Annotated in this window: 14 protein-coding genes, 1 pseudogene and 1 riboswitch; of the genes and pseudogenes, 3 read left to right on the top strand and 12 right to left on the bottom strand. The window is 64.3% G+C overall.

Annotated elements, in window-relative coordinates:
• The first annotated feature begins 21 nt into the window (after positions 1 to 21).
• A pseudogene (gene xth / locus GPL20_RS29750) lies at positions 22 to 819 on the top strand (exodeoxyribonuclease III).
• 53 nt (positions 820 to 872) lie between these two features.
• Here xth and GPL20_RS29745 read toward each other — a convergent pair.
• From GPL20_RS29745 to GPL20_RS29735, 3 genes are all read right to left on the bottom strand, one after another.
• Positions 873 to 1,718 carry a tetratricopeptide repeat protein gene (locus GPL20_RS29745; RefSeq protein ID WP_157334377.1) on the bottom strand — a complete coding sequence of 282 codons (846 nt, stop codon included), beginning with the start codon at positions 1,716 to 1,718 and terminating at the stop codon, positions 873 to 875.
• Positions 1,705 to 3,429, bottom strand: a complete 1,725-nt coding sequence (gene ilvD / locus GPL20_RS29740; protein WP_157334375.1) for a dihydroxy-acid dehydratase — start codon at positions 3,427 to 3,429, stop codon at positions 1,705 to 1,707. Before ilvD ends, GPL20_RS29745 begins: the two co-directional genes overlap by 14 nt.
• Positions 3,430 to 3,886: 457 nt before the next feature.
• Positions 3,887 to 4,081 carry a hypothetical protein gene (locus GPL20_RS29735; RefSeq protein ID WP_157334372.1) on the bottom strand — a complete coding sequence of 65 codons (195 nt, stop codon included), beginning with the start codon at positions 4,079 to 4,081 and terminating at the stop codon, positions 3,887 to 3,889.
• A gap of 103 nt (positions 4,082 to 4,184) precedes the next feature.
• Here GPL20_RS29735 and GPL20_RS29730 point away from each other — a divergent pair, with 103 nt between their 5' ends.
• Positions 4,185 to 4,805, top strand: coding sequence for a hypothetical protein (locus tag GPL20_RS29730; RefSeq protein WP_157334369.1), 621 nt, complete (start codon positions 4,185 to 4,187; stop codon positions 4,803 to 4,805).
• A 362-nt stretch (positions 4,806 to 5,167) separates the two neighbouring features.
• Here the strand turns inward: GPL20_RS29730 and GPL20_RS29725 are convergent, their stop codons facing one another.
• The 6 genes from GPL20_RS29725 to GPL20_RS29705 form a co-directional block, all read right to left on the bottom strand.
• Entirely contained in the window at positions 5,168 to 5,746 is a 579-nt protein-coding gene (locus GPL20_RS29725; protein ID WP_157334367.1) for a hypothetical protein, read from the bottom strand.
• Positions 5,747 to 5,819: 73 nt separating this feature from the next.
• A complete protein-coding gene (locus GPL20_RS29720; RefSeq protein WP_254126188.1) occupies positions 5,820 to 8,054 on the bottom strand; it encodes a TonB-dependent receptor in 2,235 nt (744 codons plus the stop codon).
• Between the two features lie 114 nt (positions 8,055 to 8,168).
• Positions 8,169 to 8,382, bottom strand: a riboswitch (cobalamin riboswitch).
• Between the two features lie 86 nt (positions 8,383 to 8,468).
• Complete coding sequence (locus GPL20_RS29715; RefSeq protein WP_157334365.1) at positions 8,469 to 8,726, bottom strand: hypothetical protein; 258 nt, start codon at positions 8,724 to 8,726, stop codon at positions 8,469 to 8,471.
• A 136-nt stretch (positions 8,727 to 8,862) separates the two neighbouring features.
• Positions 8,863 to 9,072 carry a hypothetical protein gene (locus tag GPL20_RS29710; RefSeq protein ID WP_157334363.1) on the bottom strand — a complete coding sequence of 70 codons (210 nt, stop codon included), beginning with the start codon at positions 9,070 to 9,072 and terminating at the stop codon, positions 8,863 to 8,865.
• 153 nt (positions 9,073 to 9,225) lie between these two features.
• Positions 9,226 to 9,402 (bottom strand): hypothetical protein, encoded by a 177-nt coding sequence (locus tag GPL20_RS39040; protein WP_167533278.1) that lies wholly within the window; start codon positions 9,400 to 9,402, stop codon positions 9,226 to 9,228.
• A 104-nt stretch (positions 9,403 to 9,506) separates the two neighbouring features.
• Positions 9,507 to 11,243, bottom strand: a complete 1,737-nt coding sequence (locus tag GPL20_RS29705) for an adenylate/guanylate cyclase domain-containing protein (protein ID WP_157334361.1) — start codon at positions 11,241 to 11,243, stop codon at positions 9,507 to 9,509.
• A gap of 321 nt (positions 11,244 to 11,564) precedes the next feature.
• Here GPL20_RS29705 and GPL20_RS29700 point away from each other — a divergent pair, with 321 nt between their 5' ends.
• On the top strand, positions 11,565 to 13,760 hold the full coding sequence (locus GPL20_RS29700) for a lytic transglycosylase domain-containing protein (RefSeq protein WP_157334359.1): 2,196 nt from the start codon (positions 11,565 to 11,567) through the stop codon (positions 13,758 to 13,760).
• A gap of 75 nt (positions 13,761 to 13,835) precedes the next feature.
• Here GPL20_RS29700 and GPL20_RS29695 read toward each other — a convergent pair whose 3' ends face one another.
• From GPL20_RS29695 to GPL20_RS39705, 3 genes are all read right to left on the bottom strand, one after another.
• Positions 13,836 to 14,051 (bottom strand): hypothetical protein, encoded by a 216-nt coding sequence (locus GPL20_RS29695; RefSeq protein WP_157334346.1) that lies wholly within the window; start codon positions 14,049 to 14,051, stop codon positions 13,836 to 13,838.
• 143 nt (positions 14,052 to 14,194) lie between these two features.
• A complete protein-coding gene (locus GPL20_RS29690; RefSeq protein WP_157334344.1) occupies positions 14,195 to 14,383 on the bottom strand; it encodes a hypothetical protein in 189 nt (62 codons plus the stop codon).
• A 443-nt stretch (positions 14,384 to 14,826) separates the two neighbouring features.
• Positions 14,827 to 15,192, bottom strand: a complete 366-nt coding sequence (locus GPL20_RS39705) for a hypothetical protein (protein WP_246251079.1) — start codon at positions 15,190 to 15,192, stop codon at positions 14,827 to 14,829.
• Positions 15,193 to 15,311 lie beyond the last annotated feature (119 nt).

Here is a 15,311-nt window from a genome sequence, read left to right as displayed (position 1 = left end):
CCCCTGCCCGGAGCCGCCGAAATGCCCATCAGAGTTGCTACCTGGAACGTGAACTCGGTCCGGCAGCGGATCGACCTCCTGCTGACCTGGCTGAAGGAATGCCAGCCGGACATCGTCTGCCTCCAGGAGATCAAATGCGTCGACGAGGCCTTTCCGCGGCTGTAGATCGAGGCGCTCGGCTACAACGTGGTCACGCACGGGCAGAAGACATTCAACGGCGTCGCCCTGCTCTCCAAGCTCCGGTTTGACGAGACCAAGTCGGGGCTGGCCGGTGACGACGAGGATGCCCATGCCCGCTTCCTCGAGGGCGTGGTGACGCTCAAGCGCGGGGTGATGCGGATCGCCTGCCTCTATCTGCCCAATGGCAATCCGGTCGGCACCGAGAAATATCCCTATAAGCTCAAATGGATGTCGCGGCTTCTTGAGTATTCGAAGGAGCGACTTAAGACCGAGGAGCCGCTGATCCTCGCCGGCGACTTCAACGTCATCCCGCATGCCCGCGACGTGCACAACCCGGCCGCCTGGACTGAGGACGCCCTGTTCAAGGCCGAGACGCGGGAGAGCTTTCAGTCCCTGCTCGGGCTCGGCCTGACCGACGCCCTGCGGGCGGTGACGGACGAGCCGGGGCTGTATACCTTCTGGGACTATCAGGCCGGGGCCTGGCAGAAGAACCAGGGCCTGCGGATCGACCATTTGCTGCTGTCGCCGCAGGCCAGCGACCGGCTCGCCAATGTCGGGATCGACAGCTATGTGCGCGGCTGGGAGAAGCCGTCGGACCACGTTCCGGTGTGGGCGGATCTGGATCTGGAGGCGGCGTAACTTACGCCGCTTTGGTGGGCACGCTACGCTTTGCCCACCCTAGGGGACCCCGCCTATTCGCGGCGGCCCTGGACCCACTGCTCGAGCATTTGCAGGCACATGGCGCGGTCGTCGTCGGAGGCCTTGGCGAAGGCGCGATTGTAGCTTTCCTTGATCCAGGTCTCTTCGGCGCCGGCGCTGTCGCGCGCCAGGGTCAGCCACATCAGGCCGCGCGCGGCCTGCCGCGGCAGGCGGTCGCCGTTGAACAGCATCTGGCCGAGCAGCGCCTGCGCCTCATGCTGGCCCTTCTGCGCGGCAAGGCCGAGCCAGCGCGCGCCATAGCGGAAATCCTCGCGCGAGGCGTCCGGCGTCTTCAGGTACAGCCGGGCGAGGTCGTATTGCGCGTCCGCATTGCCGAAATAAGAGGCTGCATAGGAGAACATCTCCCGCGCCCGTTCCTGGTCCGGCTTGATCTTCGAATTCGGGATGCCGCTGAGATAGTAGCGGCCGAGCGCGACGAAGGCGTTGGCCACGATCTGCGCCTGCGGCGCCGACGGGCTGTCCTCGGCATGCGCGTTGGCGATCCGGCTGAAATATTCAAAGGCGCGGACGTCGTCCTGGGCCACGCCGTCGCCATTGGCGTACATACGCCCGAGCTTCCACTGCGCGATCGGATGGCCGCCCTCGGCGGCATATTGCAGGGCGCTGAGCGAGGCTTCCTGGGTTGCGACTGCCGGCGGAACCTTGGTGCGCACCGCACCCGCCGCGCTCGGCAAGGTGGTCACGACGGGGATTGTCGCGTCCTTGACGGGGATTGTCGCGTCCTTATTGACCGGCGCACCGTCGAAGGCGAGCGCCGGTGCGGCCAGCGCGGCTGCCCCCAACACAAACGCAACTATGGCACGCCTAGATGTCCGCATAGCACTGTTTCTCGTGCGCGCCGCCCGGATGGGTTACTGCCCCCCCGACCGCGGGTCCAACCTGCTGAGCATATTTCCAGAGCGCACCCGACGTGTGGTTAGTCGCGCGAGCGCTCCATTTGGTTTTGCGCTGGGCGAGCTCCTGGTCGCTCAATTTTACGTCAAGGGTACCGGCGACGGCATCGATCTCGATGATGTCGCCATCCTCGAGCAGCCCGATCGGGCCGCCGACCGCCGCCTCGGGCCCGACATGGCCGATGCAGAAGCCGCGGGTGGCCCCGGAGAAACGGCCGTCGGTGATGAGCGCGATCTTGCCGCCCATGCCCTGGCCGGTCAGCGCTGCGGTGGTCTGGAGCATCTCCCGCATGCCGGGGCCGCCCTTCGGCCCCTCGTAGCGGATCACGATGACTTCGCCTTCGCGATAGGTGCGCTTCTGGACCGCCTCGAAAGCATCCTCCTCACGGTCGAAGCACCTGGCTGGACCGGTAAACCTGAGGTTGGACATTCCCGCGACTTTCACGATCGCACCTTCTGGCGCCAAATTGCCCTTCAGACCGACCACACCGCCCGTCACGGTAATCGGCTTGTCTGCCGGGTGCACCACGTCCTGGTGCGGATTCCATTTCACGCTCTTGAGGTTTTCGGCGATCGTTCGACCGGTGACCGTAATGCAGTCCCCGTGGAGAAATCCGTTGTCGAGCAGCGTCTTCATCAGAAGCGGGATGCCACCTACTTCAAACATGTCTTTGGCGACATAACGGCCGCCCGGCTTCAAATCCGCGACATATGGTGTCTTTTTGAAGATTTCGGCGACGTCGAACAGGTCGAACTTGATTCCGGCCTCGTGTGCGATCGCCGGCAGGTGCAGCGCAGCATTGGTCGAGCCGCCCGAGGCGGCGACAACGGCGGCGGCATTCTCCAGTGCCTTGCGGGTGACGATGTCGCGCGGCCGGAGGTTGGATGCGATCAGGTCCATCACCTTCTCGCCCGCGGTCATGCAGAACGCGTCGCGGATCTCGTACGGTGCCGGGGCACCGGCCGAATACGGCAGTGCGAGCCCGATCGCTTCGGAGACAGTCGCCATGGTGTTGGCGGTGAACTGCGCGCCGCAGGCGCCCGCCGAGGGGCACGCCACCCGCTCGATCTCGTCGAGGTCCTCGTCCGACATGGCGCCGACCGAATGCTTGCCGACCGCCTCGAACATGTCCTGAACGGTGACCTGCTGCCCGCGGAAGTTGCCGGGCAGGATCGAGCCGCCGTAGATGAAAATCGAGGGGACGTTGAGGCGGACCATCGCCATCATCATGCCCGGCAGCGACTTGTCGCAGCCGGCAAGACCGACCAGCGCGTCATAGGCGTGGCCGCGCACCGTCAACTCGACCGAGTCGGCGATGCATTCGCGCGACGGCAGCGAGGAGCGCATGCCATCGTGGCCCATGGCGATGCCATCGGTGACGGTGATGGTGCAGAATTCGCGGGGGGTACCGCCGGCCGACGCGACGCCCTTCTTCACTGCCTGCGCCTGGCGCATCAAAGCGATGTTGCAAGGCGCGGCCTCGTTCCAGCACGAGGCAACGCCGACGAAGGGCTGGTGGATCTGCTCGGTGGTCAGACCCATCGCGTAGAAATAGGACCGGTGCGGCGCGCGCGCAGGGCCTTCCGTCACGTGACGGCTCGGCAGCCTCTGCTTGATGTCGGTCTTCGCGTCCATCGCAAACCAGTTTCCCCGGTCAACCCTTTCAGACCCGAAAAATCAGAACCAAGATTTGAATCGACCTTGGGATTTCCCGTCGCCTTGAGGACTGCCGTCGCCTCCTAAAACATTAGAGCGATTTTATTCATGTTCGGGTGTGGCCAAAAAGCGGCGGTGATGCGAACAGCCGGTGATGAGGGTTAAATCCGGCGTGAGTGTTGCGCAGACGGCACAATCGTTACCGGGAAGACACGGATAAGGCTACTGAAATACCTTCGCGGAGATAGCAATTCACAACTTGAGATTTTGTGGCATGCGTAGCACGCCCAACCTTGCACGGGCGACGGCAACACACCGCACCTGAGTCGGCGCCGCCTCTCGTTGGCGCCATAGCGAACTCGCACTCGTGTCCCGGACGCGCTGCAACGCGCATGAACGCGCTTATGCAGAATCCCTCCGCGGAAAAGACAATGTCCTACTTCCTTCGGGTCTGTCCGGACTGCACGTCGAATCTCGCGACCGGCCGATCGCGTTGCCAGAGCTCCACATCGTGGCTGTCGACGAGTTTCGCGGCGCGAGAGATCGCGGATTCGTCGTCGATACAGTCCATCTGAACCACTCCGATCGGGACGCTGTGTCGTCCCACCACAAAGGCGCGATATGCCGGCATTCTGGCCTCCGAGATAAGTGGACGTTACGCGTCAGAACATGATGCCGGACACGTTTGAATTCGATGGAGATCGCACCGCCAGTTTCTAGGAATGGCATAGTGGGTGCGCCCGATCCTATGCCGAACCTATACAATCGGGACCGCGCTCATCTCGAAATCATATCGCGACCGGCAACATATCGAGCCGGTCACGCATGTCGGCGTGACGGATCGCAGGGAGCGCGAGCCAAGCGACAACGTGCCATTCCGCCACGGCCTGTCCCGCATGGTTCAGCCTGCCCTGCCAGGCAACAACAACCGAACCGGTGAACTCATGTCTACCTCAGAGGCCAGCGACAGAATCATTGAACCGATGATCGCGCTCGCAGGCTGCTCGCCCGGGCAGCGCATTGTCATGATGGATCTGCAAAAGCGCGGGTATTTTTTGGCCGCATCGGCCGGCAATTGCGGCCTCCCGGCTGCCCAGTACGACGCAGCTCTCGTGGACTGGCGACGACGCCCGCTCAGCGCGCTCGATGCGGCGATGGATTGGATCGACGGCTTCCTCGGGCCCCGTGCCGTGCTGGTGATCTGGCTCGACGCGCAGAAGCCGGCAGCGAAGGACAATCTTCGCGCCGCGGTGGCGAAGCGCGGTTTCGTCGTCCTCCAAGGCGCCGAACATCCGTGCGGCAGCGCCCTGCTCGCGCGACGTTCGCAAGCGTATCCGATGCAAAAGGCCGCATAGCACGCTGCCGTTCACGGAGAGGCTGGACCAGCCGCATGGCTTGATCCTGCCCCTTTTGATCCGGCCCGTTGGAGGCCCACAAATGTTGAAATCGAAGATTCGGCGAGCCATCATTCGCGAGTGGATGGCGCGCGCGCCCGAGCAGCGGCGATCCAGCCAGCAGGCCCTAACGTTCGCAAGGGATGCGAGCGAAAAGCACAGGCTGCCACGCAGCCGTCGAACGCCGTCCGCCGTGATCATGGGATGGTTGAAGCCACGCACGGGACGCAGCTAAGGGCCGCCGGTGCCGGACGGCGGTCGCCTTGCGGCGATGGGCCAAGATCCGGTCATCGCCGTGACCGGACCTCATGCGCCGGTGGTGCTCAGGCGTTTCGCATCGCGCGTCCGAACGGATCGATCAGGCGGACGATCTCGCAGGCGGCGACGAGGCCGGCGAGCCAGGCGGCGCTGGTCAATCCGATGCGCGCCACGATGGCGGCGGTGAAGGCGCCCTCGCCGCCGAGGGCCGGCGTTGCGGCAAGCAGCACGAGTTCATAGGTCGCGTAGGCGGCAACGAGCGTGATCGCCAGCATCAGCGGCGTGCGCCCCTGCGGCAGCGTGCGGAGCACGGCGGACGAAACGGCGGTCGCCAGCAGCGCAGCTGCGCCAATCACAAAGCCCCAGGCGACGGTGCTGCCGTCAACGGGATAATGCAGCACGCCGAAGCCGATGGTCTGGTTCACGAGCCAGGCACCGGTGACGACGAGCAGTGCCGGGCGCAGCGGCAGCATTGCCGCCGCGAGCACCGCGAAGGCCGCAAAGGGCGTGGCGCAGGCGAGTGCGAAGCTCGCGAGCGCGCATGACACCGTCAGCAGCGCACAGCAGAACATCGGCGCGAGGCGCGGCGCGACCGAATGAAGGCGGAAGCGGTCGGCGTGAGACGGCAGGATGCTGAGGGCCATGGGTAATCTCCTTCTCTTCGAATTCTAGTCCATTTGCTGGCCTGTGACAGCCCTGTCGAGGTCAGGGCCTTGATCAGAATGTGGCGCCGGCCTTGAGCAGATAGGTGCGACCGGGCAGCGGATAGGCGCTGAAGCGGCCGTCGGTGAAGGTGCTTGCGATCGCATAGTCGTAGTAAAGCGCGTTCAGAATATTGTTGACACTGAGCGACCAGAAATAGCGCTCGTACTGGCCGCTGAGCTTGAGGTCGATCGTGCCATTGGCTGGGATCGGCTTCTGGGTCCCGGCCTGGTCGTTGTCCATGCGACGCTCGCTCCAGAATCGCGCGGTGGCGTCGAGCACCACATAGTTCTGCCAGATGTTCCATGTGATGCCCGCACTCGCGGTGTAACGCGAGACCAGCGGCACATCGTTGCCGGCCCAGACACCTTCGCGGAAGACGGACCTCGTATAGGCCATGCCGGAGCGCAGCAGCAGAGCGTCGTTGACGCGATAGGAGACAGTGGTCTCCGAGCCGTAGCGGCGGGTCGGATCGAGATTGGTGTTGTAGAACAGGATCGGATTGAAATGGACCTCGTTGGTGAGGTCCATCAGATAGAGACTGCTCTGTATCTGAAGACCGCCTGCCTTGATGCGCAGCCCACCCTCGACATCCTGCGAGGTCTGGGTCTTGAGCTGGAACGTTTGCGGGAGCGGATTGAAGAAGGGGTCGAAAGATGGGCCCGACGACACGCGCTCGTCGACGTCAGGCGTGCGGAACGCGCGCGCTGCGCGGCCGAACAGCGAGAAGACGTCGTTGAGGCGATGCTCGGCACCGAGGTGCAGCGCATATTGCGTCTCATCGCTCCTCAGCGGAAGCGCGCCTATGTCGGCGTTGAACGGAGCTGTCAGATCGAAATTGTCGCGCGCCGAGAGCCTGATGGTCTGTACTCGCGCGCCGTAGGAGATGTCGGTCGTCGGCGCCACACCCAATGTGTGCTGGACATAGCCCGCGACCGTCTGCTGCCTGAGGTCGTAATTGTGCCAGGGGGCGAGACCCTGGCCGGCGCCGCGGTCTTGCCGGTAGCTCGCGTCGTAATAGTCGATGCCGGTCAAGAGCTGCGACGGCAGTCCGAGCAGCAGGCTCTTCACGCTGAGCCGCGGTGTGATCGACCAGGTCGTCAGGTCGGCGTCGACAAAGGTCGACGTGAAGAAGGCGGGAATCGGCGCAGGGCTGGAGAAGAACACGCTCTGCTGCTTCTTGTCGCGCATGCTGCCGTCGACGATGAGATCGACGCCGTTCGCCAGGGTTTTCGTCAAGCCCGCCGTCGCGCTGAAGCCCTGCTGGTTGGCATAGTTGAAGGGGGTGCTGGTCCCCCTTCGGTTGGTCACGAGTTCGTCGACGCCTATGGACGGATCGACAGTGCGGCCACCCGGCAGCCGCAGTTCCTGATTGTCACCGGTCACGGTCAGGAAAGCGGTCAAACCGGGCGTCGTGTAGTTGAGATTGCCGACGCCGTTCTCCTGGACGTAACGATTGTTGTCGCGGTAGCCGTCGGTCTTGGCGGCATTGCCGTAGAACGAGGTTGACCACGGACCGGAATTGAGCGCCGTCGAGACGTTGCCGAGCCTGGTGTCGAACGAGCCGAAGCCGGCCTCGATGCGCGCAGCAATTGGCGGTCCGCCGACGCCGTTCCTGGTGACGATGTTGATGACGCCACCGACCGCATTGTCCCCGTAGAGCACCGCACCGGAATTGCCGCGGGTGATCTCGATGCGCTCGATGGCGTTGAGCGGGATGGTGGAGAGGTCCACCTGCGCCATGTCGACGTCGTTCAGCCGACGTCCGTTGATCAACACCAGCGTGTTGGCGGTGGCGAAGGCACCGAAGCCGCGCAGATCGACGCCTGTCTTCGCGCCGATCTGGCCGCCATAGAGCGTCGTGATCTGGGCACCCGGGACTTGCGTCGCGATGATCTCGGCAAGGGTCTGCGACGGCGCATGGGCGATGTCCGCGGCCGTGATGACGGTGGTGGCGGCCCCGACAATGCCTGCGTTGCTAGTGGCGGCCCCGCCGACAGAGTCGGATGAACCGGCCCGCACTCCACTTGGGGCGACATCCGGTGCTGCCCGGCGCATGGCCGCATCGTCATCGCCCGTCGCCCTGGCGCGCGTGCGGTTCTGATCGTCGGACTTCGTGACCTCTATCGGCGGCAGCTGCTCGCCCACGGCTTGCTGCGCGCGGGCGATGGACAGATCGAGCGAATACAGGAAAGCGGCCGCGAAGAAGCCGGCGCTCAGGCGCCTGGCGGCAAAGAGAATACGGGACACAAGTGTAACCTCGGTATGACGTCAGTGGCACGTCACAGCGAACGAGGCTTTACCGCGGAGCGATCGATTGCTCCGGTGAAGCTAATGTCTGTACTCCCCGACCGACATCTTCGCGTGTGACCACGGCTGACGGCAGGTCTCCTGGCTCGCGGGTCGTTACCTTGCGTCGCCTTCCCAGGACCGAGGTTCCCAGTGGCATAGGACGAAAGATTCACCGCTTACAGTTGCGGGGGCAGCCGCGGCATTGAGAAGATCCCGGCGTTGGGACTTTCCCGCACCACGTTCCCTTTTGATCTCCCGAGGGAGAACCGTCACCAACCAATTTACGGGTCGTTCAAGGCGGGAGTCAATCGACTGGTCGGGACCCGTTCCGGATCGGGATCGCGTTGGCGGCCGGCGCGAGCGCGGCGCGGCTTACGTCCGTCCTCTCGGGCGCTGGGCCTGGGCCCAGGCGACCGCGACGTCGTGTGGGGGAACGTCGATGCGCTTGATCGGCGTCAGTTCGCCAGAGGCCGAGACGATCGCGGTCTCCTCGCGGCGACAGCGCGGGCAGACGAAACGAACCTCATGCGGGGACGCCGACCAGCTCGAACGCTTGACGTTGGCAGCCATCGGCCAAGCGTCGCAATGCGAGCACGACACCAGGAACCGACCGGGATCGAGCATACCCATTCCATAGGACTCCGCGTCCTGCCCGCTTCCTTCAATGATTGATCCATGTGAATCGTTCCGGTGCCATCGCACCGCAAAGTTCTGGTCGCCCAGGATAGTGCAGTTGCGATCCCTGCAGGGACAGCGGGCGGTCCGCTCAGCGAGCACCCTTGAGGCTGCAGGAGGTCGTGCAGGTGACCGTGGTGCCGCGGTCGCACGACTTGCAGGCGTTGACGCACTGGTTCATGTCGCGGGGGTTATAGCTGTAGTTCCGCATCGGACAGGTCGGCGTCGAGCCGGTGATATCCTGCTCCTGATCGCAGGCCGCAGTCATGAGCGCAAATATGATCACTGCAACGAGGCGCATGGGATTGCCTGTCAGGCATGGCAACGACACAGCTGCGAGGTGCGCTGCATCGCAACGAACCCCGGCCTTCCCACCGCGAGCGATCGCCAATCGACAACGCTCGCATGTCGCAGAGATTGCGCGCAAAATGTTAAGAACGGATTGCAGCCGGCTTCAGGCCGCAGCCTTCACCGCGATCGCCTGCCGCGTCTCCACGGCCGCCTGGCGGTACTGCTCCGCCAGATTCAGATAGAACTCGCGCTTGGTGCTGTCGGTGGCGAGCTTGGTGATCAGCTCGCATTCGGCGGTGAGCGTCTCGAACCGTTCCAGCCTGTCCTGAAGCTCTGTCATCGGCGTGTCCCCATCAAACGCCTCAAGGACATCCAACCTAAGCCCAGGAAATAGGTCACGGCGAACATCGTTATCGAGTAAAAGCAATTTTTCCGCGCGGCCGGCTATTTCTGCTCCAGCCGCCAGGCGCCGTCCCAATTGGCATCCGGCGGATCGGTCTCGAACTGCGCAATGCGGCCGAGCAGTGTGCGCGATGGTCCGTCGCCCGGGACGGCTTCGAGCGCCGCGTTGAGCGCGGCGCTAGCCTCGTCGAAGCGGCGAGCGCGATAGGCGGCGAGACCTTCGGCATAGTGCTTGCGCAGGCTCGCTTGCGCAGCGGCGAGCGCGCCGCTCCTGCCCATCACCTCAAAGATGGCCTGCGGCGCGCTCTGGCCGGCGACCGCGAGACAATCGATCTCGCGCAGTTCGAGGTGCGAGCCGATCGCGTCCGCCGTCGCCTGCGAGATCAGGATGCGGGTACCGTAGACCTTGTTGACGGCCTCGAGCCGCGAGGCGAGGTTCACGGCATCGCCCATCACGGTAAAGCTCATCATCAGCTCGGAGCCGATGCTGCCGGTCAGGACCTCGCCTGTGGCGATGCCGATGCGCAAGTCGCACAGCGCCGGCATGGCGCGGATGCCGAGCAGATCCGGCAATTGCTTCTGGAGCGCGGGCACCTGCTCGGCCATGTCGATTGCGGCAAGGCCGGCGAGCCGCCCCTGCTCGCCCTCCTCGATGAAGGGCGGGCCCCAATAGGCCATGATGGCGTCACCGATATATTTGTCGATGACGCCGCGATTGTCCCTGATCGGACCGGACATCACGGTGAAATAATGGTTCATCACCTTGACGAGGCCGCGCGGGGTCATGCCCTCGCTCATCGAGGTGAAACCGCTCATGTCGCAGAACATGATGGTCATCACCCGGCGCTGGCCGTCGACGGCAACTTCCGGCCGGTCGATCAGGCCCTGCACGACCTTGGGGTCGATGTAGCGGCCAAAGGTCTCGCGGATGCGCTCGTTGTGGCGCAACTGCTCGATCATGCGGTTGAAGGCCGCGGCAAGCTCGCCGATCTCGTCCTGCGTGGAGACGGTGATGGGTTTGTCGAACCGGCCTGCCTCGACCTCGCGGGTGCCGGCGAGCAACATCCGCACCGGCCGCGTGATACCGCTGGAGACCAGCAGCGCAAAGGCAAACCCGACGACCGCTGCGAGCACGGTCACGATGCCCGACACGATGATCGCCTTATGCTGATGGCCGATCACCTGCGACGTGCTGGCGTAAACCTGCTTCAGCATGTCGGCGCGGATCAGATCGATCTTCTGGTTGAATTGGTCGCGTATGGCGTCGATATGCTCCAGCGTGTTGCGGGCCTCCGCTATCTGCTTGGCGTCGACTTGCTTGACGAGCTTTGCGTGGTTCTCATTCATATCGCGGCGCAGCTCGGCGACGGAGGTCTCGATGCGGGCCTCGATCCGCGCCAGCGCGGCATTGTCCGATGGGGTCCTGGGATCGTCGATAATCGCGTTGATGAGCTTGCGCGCGCGCTCGGCTTCCTCCTCGATCCTCCGGTCCGATTCCTCGAATTCACGAAGGCGCGCCGCGTAAGCCTCCTCGTCCGATGGCGACTGCATCCTGGTCATGACCATTCGCCGCAGCGCCACCGCCCGTTCCAGCGAGCGGATGTTGGCGCGCGCCAGATCTCCATAGGCCGGGATGTAACGGTTGGTCAGCTCATCGAGCAGGACGCCGACCTGGCTCGACATCACCATCGACAGAATCGAGGTGACCAGCATCAGGACGATCAGTCCGAGGGCGATGCCGACGATCTTGCGCCGGATCGACTGGTTGAAAATCGGCATTGGTGCGGGCAAAGGCTGAAAGGACGGATCAGGGAACTCAATACACCGGATTTGCCCGCGGGAACACGCAATCTGGGCCTTGGCGGCGTCGGGAACCCGGCGCGACGTCGCACGAGTCCCAATCGTTAACAAAGATTAAAGCCCCTACCCCTTCCGCGTTTCGGAAGTTCCCGAGTTCCTATCCGTTTTTTGCCGCATTGTTGCGGGAGCGTGACCAATCCGAAACGATGCCGTGCCATCATCCTTGGCGTCGTCTTTGATTCTCAAGCCGCATGTCGTCGCGGACCTTGGTTTGTAGTGGTTTCGCAGGGGGACCATGGAATGAACCAGTGCCTACGCTCGCTCGCGTGTGTCGTTGCCATGGCCACTTTCGCGCTCCTGCCGACGGAGCTGGCAGCGAAGAGCAGTCACAAATCAGCCGCACCGAAGAAGACGCATGAGGCGAAAGCCGGCAAGCAGCGCCATGCCGCGGCCAAATCCTCGGTCAAGTCGCGGCACGGCAAGCACGCCGAGGCCAGGCGCAAGTCGAAGAAGCAAGACGAGCCGTCGGACAAGCCGGCGCCGCCGCCGCTGACCGGCGACCTCGCCGCGCTGAAGAACGCGATCGACCTCGCGCGCCGGGGCAAGACGGATGACGCGAGCGCCGCGCGCGACCGCATCGCTGACCCTGCCGGACAGAAGCTCGCCGACTGGTTCATGCTGCGCCATTCCGAGAGCACGGCGAATTTCAAACGTTACGCCGCCTTCCTCACCGCCAATCCGGACTGGCCGAGCAGCGCGCTCTTGCGCCGGCGCGCCGAGGCGCGGCTGTGGCAGGAGAAGAGCGACGCGGCCACCGTGCACAAATTCACCATGGACCGGCCGACCAGCGCCAAGGGCAAGTTCGCGCTCGCACGCGTGCTGATCTCCGAGGGCGACAACGACCGGGCCGCGCGTCTGGTGCGCGATGCCTGGCGCACGGACGAATTGTCCGAGCGCAGCGAAGAGGATTCCTACGAGGCGTTCCGCGAGCTCCTGACCGCGGATGATCATCGCGCCCGCATGGACAAGCGGCTCGGCGCCAAGGATTATGCCGGCGCAACGCGCGCAGCCAAGCGGCTCGGCGAGGACGCGCTCGCGATCGTCAAGGCCTGCGCCGCGGTCACCGGCAAGGCCAACAAGGCCGGGGATTATCTCGAGGACGTGTCGGCAGAAGCGCGCCGCGATCTCGGCTATGTGCTGTGCCGCGCGCAATGGCACCTCCAAAAGGACCGCATCGACGACGCCGCCGAAGTGATCCTGGCCGCCGCGCCCGACATGATGGCGGCCCAGGACACGGACGCCTGGTGGCGCGAGCGCCGCCTGCTTGCGCGCAAGCTGCTCGACCAGGGCAAATTCAAGACCGCCTATGACGTCGTGCGCATGGCCGCAGTGCCGGAGAAGGAGGTCTATCGCGTCGACTACCACTTCATGTGCGGCTGGATCGCCCTGCGCTATCTCCACGATCCCAAGACCGCGATGATGCACTTCGCCGCGATCGACGAGGGCTCGGCCAATCCGATCGCGCTGTCGCGGGCCCATTACTGGCGCGGCCGCGCCGCCGAGGCACTGGGGGCAACGGCCGACGCGCGCATCAGCTACAAGGCCGCCGCGCGCTACCCGACCGCCTATTACGGCCAGCTTGCGCGTGCGAAGCTCGGCGTCGACCGGATCGAGCTGCGCGCGCCCTCGCCCGTGCTGGCCGCCGCCGACACGCCGGCCGCGGATGAGCGTGTCCGCGCCGCTGACATGCTCTACGGCATCGGCGAGCGCGACATGGTATTCTACTATGCCGAGGATTTCGCCAAGGAGAGCACCGACGTCGCAGCGCTCGAAGCGCTCGGCGAGCTCGCCGGCCGGCGCAACGATGCCCGCGTGATGCTGGAGGTCGGCAAGTCGGCGCTGGCCCGCGGGCTTGCGCTCGACCATTACGCCTTCCCGACCATCGGCATCCCCGAGCACAGGCAGGTCGCGCCCGCGATCGAGACCAGCGTGATCTATTCGGTGGCGCGCACCGAAAGCTCGTTCGACCAACGCGACAAGTCGCCCGCCAATGCGGTCGGCCTGATGCAGGTGACGCCGGAAGCCGGGCGCGACACGGCAAAGCGCTTCGGCCTGACCTATGACTGGGACAGGATGGTCTCCGATCCCGTCTACAACACGCAGATGGGCGCGGCCGAGCTCAGCGCGCTGTTGTCCGAATATCGCGGCAACCAGATCATGACGTTTGCCGGCTACAATGCCGGCCGCGGCCGGGTGCGTGAATGGGTGCAGGCGCGCGGCGACCCCAGGGATCCCAATGTCGATCCGGTCGACTGGGTCGAGCGCATTCCGCTGTCGGAGACGCGCAACTACGTTCAGCGCGTGATAGAGAACGTGCTGGTCTATCGCGCGCGGTTCGAGGGCAGCGGCATGATCGCCGGCAAGAACGATGAGCGCGTGGTCACACACGAGGTCAGCGCAACTGCACCCGCGGCGGCCGCAGCACCCGCTCCCTAGTCGACGCCGCCGGGGCTGGACGCGGCGTCTGCGAGGTCACGTTGCTGCGGCTTCCACGCGAGTGCAGTCGCGCAGCTAGGTGTCACCTCCTTCCATCGTGATCAGGCCGCGACTGCCCAGGTAGGCGCCGGTCAGGGCCCTTGCGAAGGTCCAGAACTGTATCGTGCAGCTCCAGTACGAGACGGCACTCAGGACCGCCAACATCTCGATCATGTTGCCGGCAGCGACCTCGACGTTCCCGGCGGCCGGCTCCGCGCGCCCGGGCATCGGCCATTGCATCAACAGCGTCACGAGTTCACCTCGCCGGTAGCAATCGGTGTCACAGTAACGACGCTGTGTCCGCGCATGCCGGACATAGCCGGACCGGATTGACCGCGCGCATGTGCTGCACGTGGCCGCGTGCAACGGGGGCTCGTGATTGACCACCACGAATTTCATGAAGCCGCCCTCATGCGATCTTTCGCGAGCGCCTCGCAGTACAGCGCGTAGCACTGATGGTCGCAGTAAGGCAGACGGGTTGCGATCTCGCGGAGATAGCCGCCGCCGATCGGCTCGCAGCACTGCATGCACCAGGTCTGCCGGAACGGGGTCCGGCCGTTCACCAGTACGAACGCGAATCTCATGTGGCACCTCCCAAAGCGAAGCAGTAAACGCTGTCGAGCGGAGACAGTGCGGGCGGTGGAGCGCAGAGATGGTTTCGGCCGTCCGGATTATCCCTGTTTCGCTCCACTTTCTGCGGTGGGATCAGGAGGTATCTCCCGTCCTCCCTGCGCCGCGCATAGATCTGGCCGTCGATGTACTTGATGTCGGTCGGATAGCAGTCCGAGCTGTTGCAGCAACTGAGGCCCGGATTGTCCGGCATGTGCCAGGTCGAATAGAATTTTTCGTGCAGCGCCTGGTCCTGGGGTGGGTGCTGGCGATGAACGGCACCGTGTCCCGCCTCCTGCGCCTGGACCGTGGCCGTGGAGCCGAGGAGAACCATCGAGCACAAGAGCTTGCATGAGCGGTTCAACGCACGGGCTCCCGGATCAGACCTGCTGAACGAAGTCAGCTCCTCAATTCAGCCTCATGCGACCTGCGCACGGAACAGCCACCGGCGGTCGCGTTCGCGCCGCGTGCGGAAGCGTTCGACGCACTTCTTGGAGCAGAGCGCGGTGCGCCAGGAATAGTAGCGGATCAAGCCAAACTTGCCGCCACATACCGCACAGCCGTTGACTGAAGAGCAACGTTCGGACTCGAATAGGCGACGCTCAGGAAGTTCCACTGTATCGCACATGGTTGTCTCGCTTTGTTGCTTGCGCTCTTGCCAGTTCGTTCCCTTCGACCTCACGCGGGTCGTGAATTGCCCGCGATCGCGGCTGCGTGTCGAGAAATGCAGCGGCCTCGTCCTTGCGATCGCTGCGATTGGCTGGTCGACACTCCCGATGGTCATGAGGCTAGTCCGCCGAGCACAAGGCGCTCAATTGTACGGAGGTAAATGGCCGACATGACTAGGAATGGACGAGCTATACCTAGGTTTGTCCCGTATTCACCCGGGGGAACGTTCGCGCT

The sequence above is a fragment of the Bradyrhizobium cajani genome (genome assembly GCF_009759665.1).
Lineage (GTDB): Bacteria > Pseudomonadota > Alphaproteobacteria > Rhizobiales > Xanthobacteraceae > Bradyrhizobium > Bradyrhizobium cajani.
This window is presented reverse-complemented; position numbering and strand designations above follow the sequence as displayed.

What these genes read in the sequence shown, in the direction of transcription:
- GPL20_RS29710 (WP_157334363.1), bottom strand. Translation starts at nt 9,072, where the DNA reads ATGCGCCTCGTTGCAGTGATCATATTTGCGCTCATGACTGCGGCCTGC.
- GPL20_RS29735 (WP_157334372.1), bottom strand. Translation starts at nt 4,081, where the DNA reads ATGCCGGCATATCGCGCCTTTGTGGTGGGACGACACAGCGTCCCGATC.
- GPL20_RS39705 (WP_246251079.1), bottom strand. Translation starts at nt 15,192, where the DNA reads ATGACCATCGGGAGTGTCGACCAGCCAATCGCAGCGATCGCAAGGACG.
- GPL20_RS29700 (WP_157334359.1), top strand. Translation starts at nt 11,565, where the DNA reads ATGAACCAGTGCCTACGCTCGCTCGCGTGTGTCGTTGCCATGGCCACT.
- GPL20_RS29705 (WP_157334361.1), bottom strand. Translation starts at nt 11,243, where the DNA reads ATGCCGATTTTCAACCAGTCGATCCGGCGCAAGATCGTCGGCATCGCC.
- GPL20_RS29725 (WP_157334367.1), bottom strand. Translation starts at nt 5,746, where the DNA reads ATGGCCCTCAGCATCCTGCCGTCTCACGCCGACCGCTTCCGCCTTCAT.
- GPL20_RS39040 (WP_167533278.1), bottom strand. Translation starts at nt 9,402, where the DNA reads ATGACAGAGCTTCAGGACAGGCTGGAACGGTTCGAGACGCTCACCGCC.
- GPL20_RS29745 (WP_157334377.1), bottom strand. Translation starts at nt 1,718, where the DNA reads ATGCGGACATCTAGGCGTGCCATAGTTGCGTTTGTGTTGGGGGCAGCC.
- GPL20_RS29690 (WP_157334344.1), bottom strand. Translation starts at nt 14,383, where the DNA reads ATGAGATTCGCGTTCGTACTGGTGAACGGCCGGACCCCGTTCCGGCAG.
- GPL20_RS29715 (WP_157334365.1), bottom strand. Translation starts at nt 8,726, where the DNA reads ATGGGTATGCTCGATCCCGGTCGGTTCCTGGTGTCGTGCTCGCATTGC.
- ilvD (WP_157334375.1), bottom strand. Translation starts at nt 3,429, where the DNA reads ATGGACGCGAAGACCGACATCAAGCAGAGGCTGCCGAGCCGTCACGTG.